Source organism: Streptomyces sp. A0642, from assembly GCF_004795105.1.
Taxonomy (GTDB): domain Bacteria; phylum Actinomycetota; class Actinomycetes; order Streptomycetales; family Streptomycetaceae; genus Streptomyces.
In genome coordinates this window covers 118,993-140,025 of record NZ_SSBL01000008.1, presented here as the reverse complement: position 1 = coordinate 140,025, position 21,033 = coordinate 118,993, and the positions used below count along the sequence as shown (strand labels likewise).

The 21,033-nt window shown below is 70.7% G+C and carries 17 protein-coding genes and 1 pseudogene; 14 read left to right on the top strand and 4 right to left on the bottom strand.

Features of this window, described 5'->3' with window-relative positions; all coding sequences use genetic code 11:
- Window positions 1-19 precede the first annotated feature (19 nt).
- Together E6R60_RS17215 and E6R60_RS17205 are read right to left on the bottom strand one after the other, a co-directional pair.
- Window positions 20-1,249, bottom strand: coding sequence for a DUF349 domain-containing protein (locus tag E6R60_RS17215; protein WP_136327451.1), 1,230 nt, complete (start codon window positions 1,247-1,249; stop codon window positions 20-22).
- A gap of 340 nt (window positions 1,250-1,589) precedes the next feature.
- Window positions 1,590-2,387, bottom strand: coding sequence for a peptidylprolyl isomerase (locus E6R60_RS17205; protein WP_136327450.1), 798 nt, complete (start codon window positions 2,385-2,387; stop codon window positions 1,590-1,592).
- A 148-nt stretch (window positions 2,388-2,535) separates the two neighbouring features.
- On the opposite strand from E6R60_RS17205, the gene E6R60_RS17200 reads away from it, so the two are divergent.
- The 4 genes from E6R60_RS17200 to E6R60_RS17185 all read left to right on the top strand — a co-directional run bounded on the left by E6R60_RS17200 (window position 2,536) and on the right by E6R60_RS17185 (window position 6,913).
- The gene (locus E6R60_RS17200; protein ID WP_136327449.1) at window positions 2,536-3,228 is read left to right on the top strand and encodes an MBL fold metallo-hydrolase; all 693 of its coding nucleotides are present in this window, start codon (window positions 2,536-2,538) and stop codon (window positions 3,226-3,228) included.
- 13 nt (window positions 3,229-3,241) lie between these two features.
- The gene (gene hisS, locus E6R60_RS17195) at window positions 3,242-4,504 is read left to right on the top strand and encodes a histidine--tRNA ligase (RefSeq protein WP_136327448.1); all 1,263 of its coding nucleotides are present in this window, start codon (window positions 3,242-3,244) and stop codon (window positions 4,502-4,504) included.
- A gap of 315 nt (window positions 4,505-4,819) precedes the next feature.
- Window positions 4,820-5,455: a vitamin K epoxide reductase family protein gene (locus tag E6R60_RS17190; RefSeq protein WP_136327447.1), complete on the top strand. Its 636-nt coding sequence runs from the start codon at window positions 4,820-4,822 to the stop codon at window positions 5,453-5,455.
- A gap of 72 nt (window positions 5,456-5,527) precedes the next feature.
- Window positions 5,528-6,913, top strand: coding sequence for a replication-associated recombination protein A (locus tag E6R60_RS17185; RefSeq protein ID WP_136327446.1), 1,386 nt, complete (start codon window positions 5,528-5,530; stop codon window positions 6,911-6,913).
- A gap of 65 nt (window positions 6,914-6,978) precedes the next feature.
- Here E6R60_RS17185 and E6R60_RS17180 read toward each other — a convergent pair whose 3' ends face one another.
- Window positions 6,979-7,680 carry a DUF2470 domain-containing protein gene (locus E6R60_RS17180; RefSeq protein WP_136327445.1) on the bottom strand — a complete coding sequence of 234 codons (702 nt, stop codon included), beginning with the start codon at window positions 7,678-7,680 and terminating at the stop codon, window positions 6,979-6,981.
- A 188-nt stretch (window positions 7,681-7,868) separates the two neighbouring features.
- On the opposite strand from E6R60_RS17180, the gene rpsD reads away from it, so the two are divergent.
- A complete protein-coding gene (gene rpsD / locus E6R60_RS17175; protein ID WP_136327444.1) occupies window positions 7,869-8,483 on the top strand; it encodes a 30S ribosomal protein S4 in 615 nt (204 codons plus the stop codon).
- 15 nt (window positions 8,484-8,498) lie between these two features.
- Here the strand turns inward: rpsD and E6R60_RS17170 are convergent.
- A pseudogene (locus E6R60_RS17170) lies at window positions 8,499-10,740 on the bottom strand (tetratricopeptide repeat protein).
- A gap of 211 nt (window positions 10,741-10,951) precedes the next feature.
- On the opposite strand from E6R60_RS17170, the gene E6R60_RS17165 reads away from it, so the two are divergent.
- From E6R60_RS17165 to aroQ, 9 genes are all read left to right on the top strand, one after another.
- Window positions 10,952-11,392 (top strand): DUF948 domain-containing protein, encoded by a 441-nt coding sequence (locus tag E6R60_RS17165; protein ID WP_136327550.1) that lies wholly within the window; start codon window positions 10,952-10,954, stop codon window positions 11,390-11,392.
- Between the two features lie 7 nt (window positions 11,393-11,399).
- Window positions 11,400-11,750: a DUF6167 family protein gene (locus E6R60_RS17160; protein ID WP_136327442.1), complete on the top strand. Its 351-nt coding sequence runs from the start codon at window positions 11,400-11,402 to the stop codon at window positions 11,748-11,750.
- Window positions 11,750-14,419: an alanine--tRNA ligase gene (gene alaS, locus E6R60_RS17155; RefSeq protein ID WP_136327441.1), complete on the top strand. Its 2,670-nt coding sequence runs from the start codon at window positions 11,750-11,752 to the stop codon at window positions 14,417-14,419. The genes E6R60_RS17160 and alaS overlap by 1 nt, the downstream gene beginning before the upstream one ends.
- 14 nt (window positions 14,420-14,433) lie before the next feature.
- Window positions 14,434-14,898 carry a Holliday junction resolvase RuvX gene (ruvX, locus tag E6R60_RS17150; RefSeq protein ID WP_206309445.1) on the top strand — a complete coding sequence of 155 codons (465 nt, stop codon included), beginning with the start codon at window positions 14,434-14,436 and terminating at the stop codon, window positions 14,896-14,898.
- A 95-nt stretch (window positions 14,899-14,993) separates the two neighbouring features.
- Window positions 14,994-16,742: an endolytic transglycosylase MltG gene (gene mltG, locus E6R60_RS17145; protein WP_136327439.1), complete on the top strand. Its 1,749-nt coding sequence runs from the start codon at window positions 14,994-14,996 to the stop codon at window positions 16,740-16,742.
- Window positions 16,729-17,565 (top strand): shikimate dehydrogenase, encoded by an 837-nt coding sequence (locus E6R60_RS17140; RefSeq protein ID WP_136327438.1) that lies wholly within the window; start codon window positions 16,729-16,731, stop codon window positions 17,563-17,565. The genes mltG and E6R60_RS17140 overlap by 14 nt, the downstream gene beginning before the upstream one ends.
- Before the next feature lie 146 nt (window positions 17,566-17,711).
- Window positions 17,712-18,896, top strand: a complete 1,185-nt coding sequence (gene aroC, locus E6R60_RS17135) for a chorismate synthase (RefSeq protein WP_136327437.1) — start codon at window positions 17,712-17,714, stop codon at window positions 18,894-18,896.
- Window positions 18,893-20,524 (top strand): 3-dehydroquinate synthase, encoded by a 1,632-nt coding sequence (gene aroB / locus E6R60_RS17130; RefSeq protein ID WP_136327436.1) that lies wholly within the window; start codon window positions 18,893-18,895, stop codon window positions 20,522-20,524. Before aroC ends, aroB begins: the two co-directional genes overlap by 4 nt.
- Window positions 20,521-20,961, top strand: coding sequence for a type II 3-dehydroquinate dehydratase (gene aroQ / locus E6R60_RS17125; protein ID WP_136327435.1), 441 nt, complete (start codon window positions 20,521-20,523; stop codon window positions 20,959-20,961). The genes aroB and aroQ overlap by 4 nt, the downstream gene beginning before the upstream one ends.
- The last annotated feature ends 72 nt before the right edge of the window (window positions 20,962-21,033 follow it).

The window sequence follows — 21,033 nt, the reverse complement described above, 5'->3', positions numbered from 1 at the left end:
CTGTCCTGCCGAGCCCGGTTCAGCCGCCGAACTCCTCCAGGCCCTTGAGCGCCTGGTCCAGGAGCGCCTGCCGGCCCTCCAGCTCACGGGCCAGCTTGTCGGCACGCGCGTTGTTGCCCGAGGCGCGAGCGGTGTCGATCTGCGTACGCAGCTTGTCGACGGCCGCCTGGAGCTGCCCGGTCAGACCCTCGGCACGGGCGCGCGCCTCCGGGTTGGTCCGGCGCCACTCCGACTCCTCGGCCTCCTGGAGCGCCCGCTCCACCGCCTGCATCCGCCCCTCGACCTTCGGGCGGGCGTCGCGCGGCACATGCCCGACGGCCTCCCAGCGCTCGTTGAGGGCCCGGAACGCGGCCCTGGCCGCCTTCAGGTCCTTCACCGGCACAAGCTTCTCGGCCTCGGCGGCGAGCTCCTCCTTGACCTTGAGGTTCTCGCCCTGCTCCGCGTCACGCTCCGCGAAGACCCCGCTGCGCGCGGCGAAGAAGACGTCCTGGGCGCCGCGGAAACGGTTCCACAGATCGTCCTCGGCCTCGCGCTGGGCGCGGCCGGCCGCCTTCCAGTCGGTCATCAGGTCGCGGTAGCGGGCGGCGGTGGTGCCCCAGTCCGTGGACCCGGAGAGCGCCTCGGCCTCGGCGACCAGCTTCTCCTTGACCTTGCGGGCCTCCTCGCGCTGGGCGTCCAGCGAGGCGAAGTGGGCCTTGCGGCGCTTGGAGAACGCCGAGCGCGCGTGCGAGAAGCGGTGCCACAGCTCGTCGTCCGACTTGCGGTCGAGCCGGGGCAGGCCCTTCCACGTGTCGACGAGTGCGCGCAGCCGCTCACCGGCGGAGCGCCACTGCTCGCTCTGCGCCAGCTCCTCGGCCTCGACGACCAGCGCCTCCTTGGCGTGCTTCGCCTCGTCGGTCTGCTTCGCCTTCTGGACCTTGCGCTCCTCGCGCCGCGCCTCGACCGTCGCGACCAGCGCGTCCAGCCGCTTGCGCAGCGCGTCCAGGTCGCCGACGGCGTGATGCTCCTCGACCTGTCCGCGCAGGTGCTCGATGGCGGTCGTCGCGTCCTTCGCCGACAGGTCGGTGGTCTTCACCCGCCGTTCGAGGAGGCCGATCTCGACCACAATGCCCTCGTACTTGCGCTCGAAATAGGCCAGGGCCTCCTCCGGAGAACCGGCCTGCCACGATCCGACGACCTTCTCGCCGTCGGCTGTACGCACGTACACGGTGCCTGTCTCGTCGACACGGCCCCACGGGTCGCTGCTCACAGCGCCTCCTCCACCTGATGCGCGTGAGGGGGTTCGCCCCCCTGGCATCGTCCACAGTTTCCTGGGGCGGGCAGCGCCCGCCCTGCACAACGCCAATCTAGGCGACGGGCCGCCCGGCTGTCCGCACTCAGCACGGCTGAAATTGGACCGGCCGTCACATGGGGGGCGGCGTCGCGGGGCCGGGCACGCGCATCTGCCGCGTTGTCGTCAATCAACCACGCTCCGCGTTGCCTCGATCCTCCGCCTTGCAGCTGCACGCACCCCGCCCCCTTCCTTCTCCCACTCCTCATGTGACGGCCGGTCCTGTCCGGCCGCACCGAGTGACCGCCGGCCCGTCGTGCTACGTCTTGTCGACGGCCGCCTTCGTGATGTTCACGGCCTTCTTCGGGGCGCCGTCGGCGCCGCCGCCGCTCACGCCCGCCTTGCCGATGGCCTCGACGGCCTTCAGGGAGTCCTTGTCCATGGTGCCGAACGGCGTGTAGCTGGGCGGCAGTTTGCTGTCCTTGTAGACGAGGAAGAACTGGCTGCCACCGGTGTGCGCCTGGCCGGTGTTGGCCATCGCCACCGTGCCGGCCGGGTAGGTCACCGTGCCGTCGGCGCCCGCCTTGCCCAGGGCCGTCAGGTTCTCGTCGGGGATCGTGTACCCGGGACCACCGGTGCCGTCGCCCTTGGGGTCACCGCACTGCAGGACGAAGATGCCGTCGGTGGTGAGCCGGTGGCACTTGGTGCCGTCGAAGAACTTCTTGTCGGCCAGCGACTTGAAGGAGTTCGTCGTGTGCGGGGTCTTCGACGCGTCCATCGCGAACGCTATGTCGCCCTGGCTCGTCTTCAGCGACATCGTGTACGTCGCCTTCTTGTCGATCTTCATCGCGGGCTCGGGCGCGCTCTCCTCGCTCGCCGAGGGCGACGGCGACGCCGACGGGCTCTGGCTCGCGGCCGCGTCGGCCTTGTCCTTCTTGCCGTCGTCGCCCTGGGTGGCGAAGTACGTGCCACCGCCGATGACCGCCACCACGGCCACCGCGGAGGCGATGACGACGGTCAGCCGCCTCGTCCTTCGACGGGCGTCCTCCCGGCGCTGCTGCTGCCGCTCGAACTTCTCCCTGGCGAGCTGGCGCCGCCGCTGATCGCTGCTGACCACCGGGTGATCTCCTTGTACGTCGTGTGATCGGGCCTGGGTTGCCCCGTACCGTATATGGGTTAGCTGTGGAATGAGGAGCGCCGGTAGGCTCTGAACTGCTGCGACCTCGCAGCCGGCCTCTCTCGTCGGACGACCATTAAGGACGATCGTGCTCATTGCCGGGTTCCCCGCCGGGGCCTGGGGGACCAACTGTTACCTGGTCGCCCCCGCCGCGGGTGAGGAGTGCGTGATCATCGACCCGGGCCATCAGGCCGCCTCCGGGGTCGAGGAAGCGCTGAAGAAGCATCGGCTGAAGCCCGTCGCCGTCGTCCTCACCCACGGCCACATCGACCACGTCGCCTCGGTCGTCCCGGTGTGCGGCGCGCACGACGTCCCCGCGTGGATCCACCCCGAGGACCGCTACATGATGAGCGACCCGGAGAAGGCCCTCGGCCGCTCCATCGGGATGCCGCTCATGGGCGAGCTGACGGTGGGGGAGCCGGACGACGTCAAGGAACTGAAGGACGGCGCGCGGCTGCTGCTCGCCGGGATGGAGTTCGGCGTCTCGCATGCGCCCGGCCATACGAAGGGGTCGGTGACGTTCAGGATGCCCGAGGCAGCGGATGTTCCGCAGGTCCTCTTCTCGGGCGACCTGCTCTTCGCCGGCTCCGTCGGACGCACCGACCTGCCGGGCGGCGACCACGCCGAGCTCCTCGAGTCGCTGGCCCGCGTGTGCCTGCCGCTCGACGACTCGACCGTGGTGCTGTCCGGCCACGGCCCCCAGACGACCATCGGCCGCGAGCGCGCCACCAATCCGTATCTGAGCGGTATGGACGCGGACGCGCCCCGACGAGGAATGTGACGAGAGCGAAATCGTGAGCACCTTCAAGGCCCCCAAGGGCACGTACGACCTGACCCCGCCCGACTCCGCGAAGTTCCTCGCGGTGCGCGAGGCGATCTCCGCTCCGCTGAAGAACTCCGGCTACGGCTACATCGAGACGCCCGGCTTCGAGGACGTGGCCCTCTTCTCCCGCGGCGTCGGCGAGTCCACCGACATCGTGAGCAAGGAGATGTACACCCTCACCACCAAGGGCGGCTCCGAGCTCGCCCTGCGCCCCGAGGGCACCGCGTCCGTGCTGCGGGCCGCCCTGGAGGCCAACCTCCACAAGCTCGGCAATCTCCCGGTCAAGCTCTGGTACTCGGGCTCGTACTACCGCTACGAGCGCCCGCAGAAGGGCCGCTACAGGCACTTCTCGCAGGTCGGCGCCGAGGCGATCGGCGCCGAGGACCCCGTCCTGGACGCCGAACTGATCATCCTGGCCGACCAGGCGTACCGGGCCCTCGGGCTGCGCGAGTTCCGCATTCTGCTGAACTCGCTGGGCGACAAGGAGTGCCGGCCCGTCTACCGCGACGCGCTCCAGGGCTTCCTGCGCGAGCTGGAACTCGACGAGGAGACCCGCCGGCGCATCGAGATCAACCCGCTGCGGGTCCTCGACGACAAGCGCCCCGAGGTCCAGAAGCAGCTGGCCGGCGCCCCCGTGCTCCGCGACTACCTGTGCGACGCCTGCAAGGCGTACCACGAGGAGGTCCGGGACCTGCTCAACGCGGCAGGCGTCGTGTACGAGGACGACGAGAAGCTCGTCCGCGGCCTCGACTACTACACCCGCACCACCTTCGAGTTCGTCCACGACGGCCTGGGCTCGCAGTCGGCGGTGGGCGGCGGCGGCCGTTACGACGGCCTCTCCGAGATGATCGGCGGCCCCGCGCTGCCGTCCGTCGGCTGGGCGCTCGGCGTCGACCGCACCGTGCTCGCACTGGAGGCGGAGGGCATCGAGCTCGAACTCCCCTCCACCACCAGCGTCTTCGCCGTCCCGCTCGGCGAGGAGGCGCGGCGCGTGCTGTTCGGCGTCGTCACACAGCTGCGCCGCGAGGGCGTGGCCGCGGACTTCGCGTTCGGGGGCCGCGGTCTCAAGGGCGCGATGAAGAGCGCCAACCGCTCGGGCGCACGCCTCACCCTCGTGGCCGGTGAGCGCGACCTGGCGGAGGGCGTCGTCCAGCTCAAGGACATGGAGTCCGGCGAGCAGACGGCCGTGCCCCTGGCCGAGCTGACCGAGGCGGTCCGCACGCGCCTCGCGTGAAACAGCCGTCGCGGGCGGGCCGCAGCGCCCGCCCGCGACGTCCCGTCCCCGCGGCCGTCAACCCGGCGAGCGCCCCTTCATCCCGCCGGGTGGTTTCGGCCGGGGCGGGATGGACGCCCACGAGTGACCCGGCCTCCGATTTAGGAAGCGGGCAGACCCCCTCGACACGGTGACGACGGCCCGGCACCGCCTCGTTCCGGGCCAGGACGGGCCCCACTCGCGCGCACGTTTTTATGTGCATCGAACGGAAGGCCGGTGCGCCCGTACGGCACAATGTCCGTGCCCCAGCAGGCCACTCACTGACGGAACGGCGATATGACGACTGCAGCAGTTGACCATCCCTCCTCCGATCAGGACGAGGCCGGCGGGAAGAGGACCATCGGCGGCAGTCGCGCGCTGGCACTGCTGCTCGTCGTCACGGGCGCTGCCGGACTCCTCGCCGCCTGGGTCATCACCATCGACAAGTTCAAGCTGCTGGAGGACCCCAGCTTCGTTCCGGGCTGCAGTCTCAACCCGGTGGTGGCCTGCGGCAACATCATGAAGAGCGAGCAGGCCGCGGCCTTCGGCTTCCCGAACCCCATGCTCGGTCTGGCGGCCTACCCCGTGATCATCGGGATCGGTCTGGCGCTGCTCGCCGGGGCGCGCTTCCGCAGCTGGTACTGGCTGGGGATGAACGCCGGCACGCTGTTCGGCGTCGGTTTCTGCACCTGGCTCCAGTACCAGTCGCTGTACAACATCAACTCGCTGTGCCTGTGGTGCTGCCTGGCCTGGGTCGCCACGATCCTCATGTTCTGCTACGTCACCACGCACAACATCAAGCACCGGATCATTCCCGCGCCGAGCTGGCTGCGCAACGGGCTCACCGAGTTCCACTGGGTGCCCCCGGTCCTGTGGATCGGGATCATCGGCATGCTGATCCTGACCCGCTGGTGGGACTTCTGGACCAGCTGACCGGCCTCCTCCCCGCTGCCGGGCCGGACGGGCCCGGCAGGGATGTCAGTGCGGTGGCATAGGCTTCGAAACGTGGAGCCCGACCTCTTTACCGCAGCTGCCGAAGACCGCCAGGAGAAGGACCCGTCCAGCAGCCCCCTCGCTGTCCGGATGCGTCCGCGTACCCTCGACGAGGTCGTGGGCCAGCAGCATCTGCTCAAGCCGGGCTCGCCCCTGCGCCGCCTCGTCGGTGACGGGAGCGGGGGCCCGGCCGGCCCTTCGTCGGTGATCCTCTGGGGCCCGCCCGGCATCGGGAAGACGACCCTGGCGTACGTGGTCAGCAAGGCGACGAACAAACGATTCGTCGAGCTCTCCGCGATCACCGCGGGCGTCAAGGAAGTGCGGGCCGTCATCGAGAGCGCCCGTCGCGCCACCGGCGGCTACGGCAAGGAGACCGTCCTCTTCCTCGACGAGATCCACCGCTTCTCCAAGGCACAGCAGGACTCCCTGCTCCCCGCCGTGGAGAACCGCTGGGTCACGCTGATCGCCGCGACCACCGAGAATCCCTACTTCTCGATCATCTCCCCGCTCCTGTCGCGCTCGCTGCTGCTGACGCTGGAGTCGCTGACCGACGACGATCTGCGCGGTCTGCTGCGCCGGGCCCTGACCGACGAGCGCGGACTCCGCGACGCGGTGACGCTGCCCGAGGACGCGGAGGAGCATCTGCTGCGCATCGCCGGGGGCGACGCGCGCCGGGCGCTGACGGCCCTGGAGGCGGCGGCCGGCGCCGCGCTGTCCAAGCAGGAGGAGGAGATCACCCTCCTCACCCTGGAGGAGACCGTCGACCGGGCGGCCGTGAAGTACGACCGGGACGGCGACCAGCACTACGACGTGGCGAGCGCGCTGATCAAGTCGATCCGCGGCTCCGACGTCGACGCGGCGCTGCACTACCTGGCCCGGATGATCGAGGCGGGGGAGGACCCCCGGTTCATCGCCCGCCGGCTGATGATCTCCGCCAGCGAGGACATCGGCCTCGCCGACCCCACGGCGCTGCCCACCGCGGTCGCTGCGGCCCAGGCGGTGGCGATGATCGGCTTCCCCGAAGCGGCGCTCACCCTCAGCCACGCCACCATCGCGCTGGCCCTCGCCCCGAAGTCGAACGCGGCGACGCTGGCGATCTCCGCCGCCCAGGACGACGTACGGAAGGGGCTGGCCGGACCGGTCCCGGCCCATCTGCGTGACGGTCACTACAAGGGCGCCGCCAAGCTCGGCCACGCGCAGGGTTACGTCTACCCGCACGACGTCCCCGGCGGGATCGCCGCCCAGCAGTACGCCCCGGACGCCGTGCGCGACAAGCGCTACTACCGGCCCACCCGTTACGGCGCCGAGGCGCGCTACGCGGACGTGGCCGACCGGGTCCGCGAGCGTCTGGGCCGTCCGGACACCGACGGCGGTGCGAGCGCGCCGGACGGCCCGTAGGCCGTGTCCGCGCGGTGCGGCCCGGCTGCGACGCCTGGTGCGCACTCCCCGTGCCCGCGTGGCTCTCAGCGCGTGGCGGCGTCGAAGAGCGTGCGCATGGCATGGCGCAGCTCCGTCATGTCGCGCACCGGCTCGGGGAACTCGAAGCGGGCGTCGAAGCAGGGCCCGCTCCGCTCGAAGAAGCGGACGCGCAGCCCGTGCCGGTCCAGCGCGACCGGCACGACCGACGGCCGGCTGCCCGCGCCGGCCCGTGCCCCCCGTTCGCCGAGCAGCTCGCACAGGGCCCCCAGCCGTTCGCCGTGGGCCGCGTGCAGGTGCTGCAGCAGTTCCGCCTCGTGCCCGGCGAGCGGATCGGCGGCCGCGTCCCGCAGCTCCTGCGGCCGGACCGCCCCGGCGCCCCAGAGGTCCTCGAGATGGGCCTCGTCCGTCTCCAGCCGCAGCAGCATCCGCCCGGGGGCCGCCATCCCGGGTACGGAGGTGAGCCGGCCGCTGACGCGGGCCCGGCCGCGCACCCGGTGCGGTACGGAGACCGGGGCGACGTCCGTGATCTCCAGCACGGCCTCCAGCTCGTCGTCCTGGGCCGTGGACGCGGCTCGTACGGCCGGGGAATCAGCCGGGAGTTCCAGGAAGAGATCACCCTCCGGGCCCACGGTCCGGGACAGCGGCATCAGCGTGTCCGAGCCCGCCGACTCCAGCCCGGGGATGAGCAGCACCGCGGAGCAGGTACTCTGTACGAGAGTTCGTGTGCGCTCGGCTGCTGACGGCATCCGTGTGTTTTCAAGCCCGCTGGGACGCGGCTGACCACGATCAGATCGGCCTTCCGTCGTAGCAGCACCTTCGTGTGTGCTGCCGCTGTCTGTGCTGTCCGTGACGTGTGTGGTGTTCCCAGGGCGAGACATGCGATCTCCTTGAGTAAGGTGAGCCTAACCTAACCTACAACGGAGGTCTGGAGAACGTGCCTAATCAGTCGCGTCCCAAGGTCAAGAAGAGCCGCGCGCTCGGCATTGCGCTGACGCCGAAGGCGGTCAAGTACTTCGAGGCCCGCCCCTACCCGCCGGGCGAGCACGGCCGCGGCCGCAAGCAGAACTCGGACTACAAGGTCCGTCTGCTCGAGAAGCAGCGTCTGCGCGCCCAGTACGACATCAGCGAGCGCCAGATGGCGCGCGCCTACGACCGCGCCAAGAAGGCCGAAGGCAAGACGGGCGAGGCGCTGGTCGTCGAGCTCGAGCGCCGCCTCGACGCGCTGGTCCTGCGTTCCGGTATCGCCAAGACGATCTACCAGGCGCGTCAGATGGTCGTCCACGGCCACATCGAGGTCAACGGTGGCAAGGTCGACAAGCCGTCGTTCCGCGTCCGTCCCGACGACATCGTGATGGTCCGCGAGCGCAGCCGCGAGAAGTACCCCTTCCAGGTGGCCCGCGAGGGTGGTTACGACACCGACGGTGAGACCCCGCGCTACCTGCAGGTGAACCTGAAGGCCCTGGCCTTCCGCCTTGACCGGGACCCGAACCGCAAGGAAATCCCCGTGATCTGCGACGAGCAGCTCGTCGTCGAGTACTACGCCCGCTGATTCAGGCGTAGCCGCTCAACACCGGCGCTCAGGCCCGCCCCTCCCCGACCGGGGAGGCGGCGGGCTTTCGCGTGGTCCCGGCCGGGGGCTGGGCCTCCGGCGCCTCCGGCCCGTCGGAGCCCGTACCCGGACGCCGCCCCCCGGGCCGGCCCGCCAGGGCCCTGGCCACCACCGCGTCCGTGTTCAGCTTGCCGCCGGCGCCCCGCTCCGACGCGTACAGCGCGTCGCCCAGCTCGTGACGGGCCAGCTCCTCGCAGCGGGCCCGGGGCCCGCCGTAGTGCGCCGACCCGAACAGCGGCAGCCCCACCGAGGGCCAGATCCCGTCGGCGGCACCCTGCAGCAGCGCCGCTTCCGCCGCGTCGCCCTCGATCACCGTGACGAGCGCGAGCAGCTCCAGGGTGAGGACGGTCCCCAGGAGGTCGTGGAAGGTGTGGCTGATGGCCAACGCCTCCCCGAGCAGCTCCCGGGCCCGGGCGGGCCGGCCCCGCTGCAGCGCGGCGAAGCCAAGGACGTAGAGCGCGTAGCTGAGCGCCCACCGCTCCCCGTGGTCCTCGCAGATGTCCCGGACCTCTTCGCAGATCACCACCGCCCCGTCCAGATCGCCCTGGAAGGCGACCGTCATGGCCAGCTCGACCTGGGCCATCAGCACGTTGCTGTTCAGCTCGCCGAGCTCCCGGTAGCGGCCGAGCGCCTCCTGCAGGAGTTCCTGTGCGCGTGCCACATCGTCCGTGACCAGGGCCAGGCAGCCCGTGCGGTGCACCGCATACGCCGACGCCACCGCGTCCCTCGCCAGATCCGCCTCCTCCCGGCACTCCGTCAGCGCCGAGATCGCGCCCACCGGATCGCCCTGGAGGACCGCGACGTACCCGAGCACCCACAGCGCCTTGAGACGGGAGGCGTCGTACGGGGTCTCCTCCTCCCGTACGTGTTCCAGCCAGTGCCGCCCCTCCGAAAGGCGGCCGCAGCCCACCCACAGGAACCAGAGCGCCCCCGCCAGGTACTGCGCGAGGTGCGCCTCCTCGGGACTCTCCAGCGAACACTCCATGGCCCGCCGCAGATTCGGCAGCTCGCTCTCCACCCGGGCGGCCACCTCCGCCTGCCGCGGACTGAACCAGTCGAGCTCGCACCAGGTCGCGAGCCCCAGGAACCAGTCCCGGTGACGGCGGCGCAGCCGGTCCGTGTCACCCGTGGCCGCGAGCCACTCCGCGCCGTACTCCCGCACGGTGTTCAGCAGCCGGTAACGCGCACCGACGGCCGAGTCCTCGCGCAGGACGACCGACTGCGCCAGCAGCCCGGACAACACGTCCAGCACCGAGTCGGCCGGCAGATCGGGACCGCTGCAGATGTACTCGGCCGCCTCCAGGTCGAACTGACCCGCGAAGACCGACAGCCGCGCCCACAGCAGCCGCTGCTCCGGGGCGCAGAGCTCGTGGCTCCAGCCGATCGCCGTACGGAGCGTCTGGTGGCGCGCGAGCGCGCCGCGGCTGCCGCCGGTCAGCAGCCGGAAGCGGTCGTCCAGCCGCTGCAGCACCTGCTCCGCCGACAGGGCGCGCAACCGGCCGGCCGCCAGCTCCAGCGCGAGCGGGATGCCGTCGAGCCGCCGGCACAGTTCCAGGGCAGTGCCCCGGGTGCGGTCGGTCAGCCGGAACGCGGGCTGCACCGAGGCGGCCCTCTCGGCGAAGAGCAGCAGGGCGTCCTCGTCGCTCATCGTCGCGAGCGGGTAGCCGCTCTCGCCGTCGAGATCCAGCGGCCGCCGGCCGGCGGCCAGGACCCGCAGGCCGGGGGCGCGGCGCAGCAGATCCCGTACCAAGGCGGCGCAGGCGTCCACCAGCTGCTCGAAACCGTCGATCACCAGAAGGAGGCGGCGCTCGGCACAGTGTTCGAGGAGTGTCGTGCGCGGGGGCCTGCTCGTATGGTCCGTGAGACCCAGGGCGTCGACCAGGGCGTGCTCCAGCAGCGCGGGATCGTGGACCGCGGACAGCTCCACCAGCCAGACGCCGTCGCAGTACCGTTTCTCCAGAAGAGCCGCCGCCTTGGTGACCAGCCGCGATTTGCCGACCCCGCCCACTCCGACCACGGTGACGAGCCGCGACTCCTCCAGCATCCCTACGACATCGGCCAGTTCGCGCTCGCGCCCCACGAACTCGTTCAGTTCCGCCGGGAGATTGCCCGGACGGCCGGGCGGGGGAGTGCCGGGGGCGGTGGCCGGGGGGCTCGAGTCGTCGGGGGAGGGAACGGGGCGCTGAGGGCGTCGCATGAAACACGCAGAGTACTGGCCCGAAAGCGCTCCGTACAATCGCGTCGGGCGAACTCCCGCCGGACCGGACCGCAATGCGGTACAAGGCGCGAGCCCCGGCGCGATAGGCTCGGGGGACGGTGACCGGCCGCCGCGACGGCCCCGCCGAAGAGCAGGAAACAAGACAGACAGACGACAGACCAGAGAGCGGTGCACTGTGTCCGGTGGTGAGGTGGCCGGGATCCTGGTGGCCGTCTTCTGGGCGATCCTGGTTTCGTTCCTCGCCGTCGTGCTGGTGAGGCTCGCCCAGACGCTCAGGGCGACCACGAAACTCGTGGCGGACGTGACCGAACAGGCCGTCCCGCTGCTCGCCGACGCCTCCGCGACCGTGCGCTCCGCGCAGACCCAGCTCGACAAGGTCGACGCGATCGCGACGGACGTCCAGGAAGTCACCTCCAACGCCTCGGCGCTCTCCACCACCGTCGCCTCCACCTTCGGCGGCCCACTGGTCAAGGTCGCGGCGTTCGGATACGGCGTCCGGCAGGCCATCGGCCGCAAGACGGCTCCCGAACCCGAAGCGCGTTCCCGGCGCGCGGTGATCGTCGGCCGGACCGTGCCGTCCGCGCGTGGCAGGAAGCGCGACGGCAGAAACTCCCGCGGACCGAAGGACTGACGCAGCGATGTTCCGCCGTACGTTCTGGTTCACCGCCGGCGCAGCCGCCGGCGTGTGGGCCACCGCCAAGGTCAACCGGAAGATCAAGCAGCTGACCCCCGAAAGCCTTGCGGCGCAGGCCGCCGACAAGGCGATCGTGGCCGGTCACAAGCTCAAGGACTTCGCCCTGGACGTCCGCGAGGGCATGGCCAGACGCGAGGCCGAACTGGGCGAGGCGCTCGGACTCGAGGCGCCCGTCGACCCGGCTCTCCCCGTGCGGCGCCACTTCGCCGTCGAGGCGGCCGAGCCCGAGGCGCCCCGCGGACTCCCCCGCACGTCACGCACCTACAACTCGTACAACCGGAATGAGGACCACTGATGGAGTCGGCAGAAATCCGCCGCCGCTGGCTGAGCTTCTACGAGGAGCGCGGTCACACCGTCGTCCCTTCGGCGTCGCTCATCGCGGACGACCCGACTCTGCTGCTGGTCCCGGCCGGCATGGTGCCCTTCAAGCCGTACTTCCTCGGCGAGGTCAAGCCCCCCGCCCCGCGCGTCACCAGCGTGCAGAAGTGCGTCCGCACGCCGGACATCGAAGAGGTCGGCAAGACCACCCGGCACGGCACGTTCTTCCAGATGTGCGGGAACTTCTCCTTCGGCGACTACTTCAAGGAAGGCGCCATCGAGTACGCCTGGGAGCTGCTCACCAGCTCCGTGGCGGACGGCGGCTTCGGCCTCGACCCCGAGCGTCTGTGGATCACGGTCTACCTCGACGACGACGAGGCCGAGCAGATCTGGCGCGACAAGATCGGCGTCCCCGCCGAGCGCATCCAGCGCCTCGGCAAGAAGGACAACTTCTGGTCGATGGGCGTCCCCGGCCCCTGCGGACCCTGTTCCGAGATCAACTACGACCGCGGCCCCGAGTTCGGCGTCGAAGGCGGCCCGGCCGTCAACGACGAGCGGTACGTGGAGATCTGGAACCTGGTCTTCATGCAGTACGAGCGCGGCGCGGGCGACGGCAAGGACGACTTCCCGATCCTCGGCGACCTGCCCTCCAAGAACATCGACACCGGCCTCGGCCTCGAACGCCTCGCGATGATCCTGCAGGGCGTGCAGAACATGTACGAGACCGACACCCTGCGCGTCGTCATGGACAGGGCCACCGAGCTCACCGGGGTGCGCTACGGCGCCGCCCAGGGCACGGACGTCTCCCTCCGCGTGGTCGCCGACCACATCCGCACCTCCGTCATGCTCATCGGCGACGGCGTCACCCCCGGCAACGAGGGCCGCGGCTACGTGCTGCGCCGCATCATGCGCCGCGCCATCCGCAACATGCGTCTGATGGGCGCCAACGGCTCGGTCGTGAACGAGCTGGTGGACGTCGTGATCAACACGATGGGGCAGCAGTACCCCGAGCTGATCACCGACCGCAAGCGCATCGAGACGGTCGCCCTCGCCGAGGAAGCCGCGTTCCTGAAGGCGCTCAAGGGCGGCACCAACATCCTGGAGACCGCCGTCACCGAGACCAAGGCCGCCGGCGGCCGGGTCATCGCGGGCGACAAGGCGTTCCTGCTCCACGACACCTGGGGCTTCCCGATCGACCTCACCCTGGAGATGGCCGCCGAACAGGGCCTCTCCGTGGACGAGGAGGGGTTCCGCCGCCTCATGCAGGAGCAGCGGGCCAAGGCCAAGGCCGATGCCAAGGCCAAGAAGACCGGTCACGCCGACCTGTCCGCCTACCGCGAGGTCGCCGACCACTCCGGCGTCACCGAGTTCACCGGATACCTGTCCACCGAGGGCGAGTCGACGATCGTCGGCCTCCTCGTCGACGGGGTCTCCTCACCGGCCGCCTCCGAGGGCGACGAGGTCGAGGTCGTCCTGGACCGCACCCCGTTCTATGCCGAGGGCGGCGGCCAGCTCGCCGACCAGGGCCGGATCCGGCTCCACAACGGCGCCGTGATCCACGTGCGCGACGTCCAGCAGCCCGTGCCCGGCGTCTCCGTGCACAAGGGCTCGGTCCAGGTCGGCGAGGTGACGGTCGGCGCCTCCGCCCTCGCCGCCATCGACACCACCCGGCGGCGCGCCATCGCCCGCGCCCACAGCGCCACCCATCTCACGCACCAGGCCCTGCGCGACGCGCTCGGCCCGACGGCCGCCCAGGCCGGTTCGGAGAACTCCCCGGGCCGCTTCCGCTTCGACTTCGGTTCGCCCGCCGCCGTCCCCGGCACGGTCCTCGTCGACGTCGAGCAGAAGATCAACGAGGTCCTCGCGCGGGAGCTCGACGTGCAGGCCGAGGTCATGTCGATCGACGAGGCCAAGAAGCAGGGCGCCATCGCCGAGTTCGGCGAGAAGTACGGCGAGCGGGTCCGGGTCGTCACCATCGGCGACTTCTCCAAGGAGCTGTGCGGCGGCACCCACGTCCACAACACCGCCCAGCTCGGCCTCGTGAAGCTGCTCGGCGAATCGTCCATCGGCTCCGGCGTGCGCCGCATCGAGGCCCTCGTCGGCGTCGACGCGTACAACTTCCTCGCCAAGGAGCACACGGTCGTCGCCCAGCTCCAGGAGCTGGTCAAGGGCCGCTCCGAGGAGCTCCCGGAGAAGATCGCCTCCATGCTCGGCAAGCTGAAGGACGCCGAGAAGGAGATCGAGAAGTTCCGGGCGGAGAAGGTCCTGGCGGCCGCCGCCGGCCTGGTCGACTCCGCCAAGGACGTACGGGGCGTCGCCCTGGTCACCGGCCAGGTGCCGGACGGCACGTCGGCCGACGACCTGCGCAGGCTGGTCCTCGACGTCCGCGGGCGCATCCGGGGCGGCCGGCCGGCCGTCGTGGCCCTGTTCACCACGGCCAACGGGCGTCCGCTGACCGTGATCGCCACCAACGAGGCCGCCCGTGAGCGCGGCCTCAAGGCCGGTGACCTCGTCCGCACCGCCGCCAAGACGCTCGGCGGCGGTGGCGGCGGCAAGCCGGACGTCGCCCAGGGCGGCGGCCAGAACCCGGACGCCATCGGCGACGCCGTCGCCGCTGTCGAACGCCTCGTCACCGAGACGGCGTGACGCCGGACATGACGATGCGTCGCGGTCGCCGCCTGGCGATCGACGTCGGGGACGCCCGGATCGGGGTCGCCTCGTGCGACCCCGACGGGATCCTCGCCACGCCGGTGGAGACCGTGCCGGGACGCGACGTCCCGGCCGCCCACCGGCGGCTCGGCCAGATCGTCGCCGAGTACGAGCCGATCGAGATCATTGTCGGGCTGCCCCGGTCCCTGGGCGGTGGCGAGGGACCGGCCGCGGTCAAGGTCCGCGCCTTCACCGACGTGCTCGCCCGTGCGGTTGCACCCATTCCGGTGCGGTTGGTGGACGAGAGGATGACCACAGTGACGGCCACTCAAGGACTGCGCGCTTCGGGCGTGAAGTCCAAAAAGGGCCGGTCGGTCATTGATCAGGCTGCCGCTGTGGTGATCCTTCAGAACGCTCTGGAGTCCGAACGGGCTTCGGGCAATCCACCCGGTGAGGGCGTCGAAGTGGTTGTCTGATCGCGATACGGTAACGTTCCGCGCGATGCGGCGGTGTTCGAACAAACACCGCACAGCAAAGAGACGGAACCTCGTCTCGCGGCTCAAGGGGATCGATGACTGAGTATGGCCGGGGCCCCGGCTCCGAACCGTGGCATCCCGAGGACCCCTTGTTCGGGGACCAGGGATGGGGAGGCCAGCAGCCTGCCCACGGCCAGAGCCAGTACGGCGGCCGGCAGCAGGACCCGTACGCCCAGCAGCAGCAGTCGCAGGACCCGTACGCGCAGCAGCAGCACGACCCCTATGCCCAGCAGCAGGATCCCTACGCGCAGCAGCCGCAGTACCAGCAGCAACAGGACCCGTACGCGCAGCAGCCGCAGTACCAGCAGCAGCCTTCGTACGATCAGCGGCAGTCCTCGTACGACCAGCGGCAGGACCCGTACGCCCAGCAGCCGGCCTACGACGGCGGCTGGGACACCGGTCAGCCGCACGCCGCGGTGCCGTACGAGGGCCAGCCCGCCGCCCCGTACCACTACGGCGAGACGAACGACTACTACGGCACCCCTGACGCGTATCCGCCCCCGCAGCCTCCGGGCCGCCGGGAGGCGGCACCCGCGCAGGCTCCCGAGCAGAACCCGGACTGGGACCCCGAGGTCCAGCCGGAGGAGACGCACCCCTTCTTCACGGGCGCGGACGACGGCAAGGCCAAGGACGACGAGTACGACGACGACCCCCGCGAGTCCCGTCGCGGCGACGGGGGAGAGCGGCGCGGCAAGGGCAAGAAGAAGAAGGGCCGCAGCGGCTGCGCCTGCCTGGTCGTCTCCCTCGTCCTGGCCGGCGGACTCGGTGGAGTGGGCTACCTCGGCTACTCGTTCTACAAGGACAAGTTCGGCTCGGCCCCCGACTACTCGGGCAGCGGCTCCGGGTCGGTCGAGGTGGAGATCCCGAAGGGCGCCTACGGGTACGACATCGGCAACATCCTGAAGAAGGCCGGTGTCGTCAAGAGCGTCGACGCGTTCGTCTCCGCCCAGAACGAGAACCCCAAGGGGAAGTCGATCCAGGCAGGGGTCTATCTCCTCCACGGGGAGATGTCGGCGGCCGAGGCCGTCAAGATGATGGTCGACCCGAAGAGCCAGAACCTGCTGATCATTCCCGAGGGAACCCGCAACGCCGCCGTCTACGCGATGGTCGACAAGAAGCTGGGCCTCAAAAAGGGCACGACCCAGGGCATCGCCAAGTCGAAGAAGTACGATCTGGGCCTGCCCGGCTGGGCTAGCAAGAACAAGGACATCAAGGACCCGCTGGAGGGATTCCTCTACCCGGCCGCTTATCCGGTCACGAAGGAAACCAAGCCGGAGGCGATCCTCGAGAAGATGGTCTCGCGTTCCAATGAGGAATACAAAGACCTCGACCTCGCAGGAACCGCCAAAAAATACCAGCTGGACGGCCCGTGGCAGGTGCTCACCGTGGCCAGTCTGGTCCAGGCGGAAGGCCTGACACATGACGACTTCCGCAAGATGGCCGAGGTCGTGTACAACCGCCTGAAGCCGGACAACACGGCCACGAACCGTTTGCTCGAATTCGACTCCGCGTTCAATTACCTCAAGAAGCAGAGCGAAATCAAAATCAGGTCGAACGAAATCCGGACCAACCCGGATCCCTATAACACCTATTACCACAAGGGCCTTCCGCCCGGCCCCATCGGGAACCCCGGGGACGAAGCCCTGCGTGCGACGCTCAGCCCCACTGCCAGTGGGTGGATGTTCTTCATCTCGCTCGACGGCAAGAAGACTCAGTTCACCAAGACGGCCGCCGAGCACGAGAAGCTCAACGAGAAGTTCAAGGAACTGCATGGCCTCGACTGACAGGCGCCACCGGGCAGCCGTCCTCGGCTCGCCCATCGCCCACTCGCTCTCCCCGGTCCTGCACCGGGCCGCTTACTCCGCGCTCGGCCTCGACGACTGGACGTACGACCGGTTCGAGATCGACGAGCAGGCGCTGCCCGGTTTCGTCGAGGGCCTGGACGAAACGTGGACCGGGCTCTCGCTCACCATGCCGCTGAAGCGCGCGATCCTCCCGCTGCTGGACTCCGTGAGCGAGACCGCCGCCTCGGTCGAGGCCGTGAACACCGTCGTGTTCACCGAGGACGGCCGGCTGGTCGGTGACAACACGGATATCCCCGGCATGATCGCCGCCCTGCGCGAGCGCGGCATCGAGAAGACCGAATCCGCGGCCGTCCTGGGCGCCGGAGCCACCGCCTCTTCCGCACTCGCCGCGCTTTCACGGATCTGCGCCGGACCCGTCACCGCCTACGTCCGCAGCCGCGAGCGCGGGGACGAGATGCGTGGCTGGGGCGCCCGGCTCGGTGTCGACGTGCGGATCGCGGACTGGGCGGAGGCCGAACAGGCGCTGCACGCCCCGCTGATCATCGCGACCACCCCCGCCGGAGCCACGGACGGTCTGACGGACGCCGTACCGGACCGTCCCGGCGCGCTCTTCGACGTCCTGTACGAGCCCTGGCCCACCCCACTCGCATCCGCCTGGGCGGCCCGCGGCGGCGCAGTCGTCGGAGGTCTCGACCTCCTGGTGCACCAGGCCGTCCTCCAGGTCGAGCAGATGACGGGCCGTGCGCCCGCGCCGCTGGCCGCCATGCGCCAGGCCGGCGAAGAGGTCCTGGCCGCCCGCTGACCGCACACCCGGCGCGCCCGGTCCGTCCGTCTGCTGGACCGGCGGCGGGCCGGACGGCCCGGTCGTGGGAGGATCGAGGGCGGCGGGCCAGGGCCGCGCACCCGGTCGCGCCGTTGCAGTTACAGGCGCGAGCATGAGGAGCACCGTTGAGCAGGTTGCGCTGGCTGACCGCCGGAGAGTCGCACGGCCCCGCACTGGTGGCGACGCTGGAGGGTCTTCCCGCCGGTATCCCCGTCACCACGGAGATGGTGGCGGACGCGCTCGCCAGGCGACGGCTCGGTTACGGGCGCGGCGCCCGGATGAAGTTCGAGAAGGACGAGGTCACCTTCCTCGGCGGGGTCCGGCACGGCCTGACCATGGGCTCGCCCGTCGCCGTGATGGTGGGCAACACCGAGTGGCCCAAGTGGGAGCAGGTCATGTCGGCCGACCCGGTCGACCCCGACGTGCTGGCCGCCCAGGCCCGCAACGCCCCGCTGACCCGCCCCCGGCCCGGCCACGCCGACCTCGCCGGCATGCAGAAGTACGGCTTCGACGAGGCCCGGCCGGTCCTGGAGCGCGCCAGCGCCCGCGAGACCGCCGCGCGTGTCGCGCTCGGCGCCGTCGCCCGGTCGTACCTCAAGGAGACGGCCGGCATCGAGATCGTCAGCCATGTCGTCGAGCTGGCCGCGGCCAAGGCCCCGTACGGGGTCTACCCGGTGCCCGCGGACGTCGAGAAGCTCGACGCCGACCCGGTGCGCTGCCTCGACGCCACCGCGAGCAAGCAGATGGTCGCCGAGATCGACCAGGCCCACAAGGACGGCGACACGCTCGGCGGTGTCGTCGAGGTGCTGGCGTACGGAGTGCCGGTCGGCCTCGGTTCGCACGTGCACTGGGACCGCCGGCTCGACGCCCGTCTCGCCGCCGCGCTCATGGGCATCCAGGCCATCAAGGGCGTCGAGGTCGGCGACGGCTTCGACCTCGCCCGGGTGCCCGGTTCGCAGGCGCACGACGAGATCCTGGTGACCGAGGACGGCATCAAGCGCGCCTCCGGCCGTGCCGGCGGCACCGAGGGCGGTCTGACCACCGGTGAGCTGCTGCGCGTCCGTGCCGCCATGAAGCCGATCGCGACCGTGCCGCGCGCGCTGGCCACGGTCGACGTGGTGACCGGTGAGCCGGCCAAGGCGCACCACCAGCGCTCCGATGTCTGCGCTGTTCCGGCGGCCGGCATCGTCGCCGAGGCGATGGTCGCGCTGGTCCTGGCCGACGCGGTCGCGGAGAAGTTCGGCGGCGACAGCGTCGCCGAGACCCACCGCAACGTCCAGTCGTACCTCGACCACCTCCAGATCCGATGAGCGGTCCGCTGATCGTCCTGGTCGGGCCGATGGGCGTCGGGAAGTCCACGGTCGGCGAACTGCTCGCCGCCCGGCTGGGCACCGGCTACCGGGACACCGACGCCGATGTCGTCCGGGCGGCGGGCAAGCCCATCTCGGAGATCTTCTACGACGAGGGCGAGCAACACTTCCGCGAGCTCGAGCGGCAGGCCGTCCGCGCCGCGGTCGCCGAGCACGGGGGAGTCCTCTCGCTCGGCGGCGGGGCGATCCTCGACGAGGCGACCCGGGCCCTGCTCTCCGAGCACCCCGTCGTCTACCTCTCGATGGACGTCGACGAGGCGGTCAAGCGCGTCGGACTCAACACCGCGCGCCCGCTGCTCGCCGTGAACCCGCGCCGGCAGTGGCGCGAGCTCATGGAGGCCCGCCGCCACCTCTACACGGAGGTGGCCCGCGCCGTCGTCGCGACCGACGAGCGCACACCGGAGGAGGTCGCCCAGGCGGTCCTCGACGCACTGGATCTGCCGGACGCGCCGTCCGGCCGGGAGAACCCGACGATGACCGACCAGGCCGCCACCCGCATCCAGATCGCCGGCAGCGCGGGCAGTGACCCGTACGAGGTGCTGATCGGCCGGCAGCTCCTCGGCGAGCTGCCCACGCTCATCGGCGACCGTGCCCAGCGCGTCGCCGTCCTCCACCCGGAGGCGCTCGCCGAGACCGGCGAGGCCGTCCGCCAGGACCTCGCGGACCAGGGCTACGAGGCCATCGCGATCCAGCTGCCCAACGCCGAGGAGGCCAAGACCGTCGAAGTCGCCGCCTACTGCTGGAAGGCGCTCGGCCAGACCGGCTTCACCCGTACCGACGTCATCGTCGGCATCGGCGGGGGCGCCACCACGGACGTCGCCGGCTTCGTCGCCGCCTCCTGGCTGCGCGGGGTGCGCTGGATCGCCGTGCCCACCACCGTGCTCGGCATGGTCGACGCGGCCGTCGGCGGCAAGACCGGCATCAACACCGCCGAGGGCAAGAACCTGGTCGGCGCCTTCCACCCGCCGGCCGGGGTGCTCTGCGACCTGGCCGCACTGGACTCGCTGCCGGTCAACGACTACGTCTCCGGGATGGCGGAGATCATCAAGGCCGGCTTCATCGCCGACCCGGTGATCCTCGACCTCGTCGAGGCGGACCCGCAGGGCGCGCGTACCCCCGCCGGACCGCACACCGCCGAGCTCATCGAGCGGGCCATCCGGGTCAAGGCCGAGGTCGTCTCCAGCGACCTCAAGGAATCCGGGCTGCGCGAGATCCTGAACTACGGGCACACCCTGGCCCACGCCATCGAGAAGAACGAGCGCTACAAGTGGCGCCACGGTGCCGCCGTCTCCATCGGCATGGTCTTCGCCGCCGAACTGGGACGCCTCGCCGGCCGCCTGGACGATGCCACCGCCGACCGGCACCGCACCGTCCTGGAGTCCGTCGGACTGCCGCTGACCTACCGCGCCGACCAGTGGCCCAAGCTCCTGGAGAACATGAAGGTCGACAAGAAGTCCCGCGGCAACCTGCTGCGCTTCATCGTCCTGGACGGCCTCGGCAAGCCCACCGTCCTGGAGGGCCCCGACCCGGCCGTGCTGCTGGCCGCCTACGGGGAGGTCTCGGCGTGACCCGCCGGGTGTTCGTCCTCAACGGACCCAACCTCGGCCGGCTCGGCTCCCGGGAACCCGACGTCTACGGAGCCACCTCGTACGCCGGGCTCGTCGACACCTGCCGCACCCTCGGCAAGGAGCTCGGCTTCGACGTCGACGTCCGCGAGACCAACGACGAGGGGGAGCTGATCCGCTGGCTCCACGAGGCCGCGGACGGTTCAATTCCGGTCGTTCTCAACCCGGGCGCCTTCACGCACTACTCGTACGGGATGCGGGACGCGGCCGCCCAGCGCACCGCTCCGCTGATCGAGGTCCACATCTCGAACCCGTACGCACGGGAGGAATTCCGCCACCACTCCGTGGTCGCACCGGTCGCCACCGGGACCGTGGCCGGATTCGGCATCGGTTCCTACCGGCTCGCCCTGCGCGCGCTCGCGGACGAACTGACGGACTGACGCACCGCCGCACCCGGAGGCCGGCTGGCCGACGGGGCACTGTGGACCCTCCCCGGCCGTTCCCTCCGTGGC

Coding starts and splice junctions, on each gene's coding strand:
- aroB (WP_136327436.1), top strand. CDS start 18,893: ATGAGCGGTCCGCTGATCGTCCTGGTCGGGCCGATGGGCGTCGGGAAG.
- ruvX (WP_206309445.1), top strand. CDS start 14,434: ATGCGTCGCGGTCGCCGCCTGGCGATCGACGTCGGGGACGCCCGGATC.
- E6R60_RS17190 (WP_136327447.1), top strand. CDS start 4,820: ATGACGACTGCAGCAGTTGACCATCCCTCCTCCGATCAGGACGAGGCC.
- alaS (WP_136327441.1), top strand. CDS start 11,750: ATGGAGTCGGCAGAAATCCGCCGCCGCTGGCTGAGCTTCTACGAGGAG.
- mltG (WP_136327439.1), top strand. CDS start 14,994: ATGACTGAGTATGGCCGGGGCCCCGGCTCCGAACCGTGGCATCCCGAG.
- E6R60_RS17160 (WP_136327442.1), top strand. CDS start 11,400: ATGTTCCGCCGTACGTTCTGGTTCACCGCCGGCGCAGCCGCCGGCGTG.
- E6R60_RS17140 (WP_136327438.1), top strand. CDS start 16,729: ATGGCCTCGACTGACAGGCGCCACCGGGCAGCCGTCCTCGGCTCGCCC.
- E6R60_RS17180 (WP_136327445.1), bottom strand. CDS start 7,680: ATGCCGTCAGCAGCCGAGCGCACACGAACTCTCGTACAGAGTACCTGC.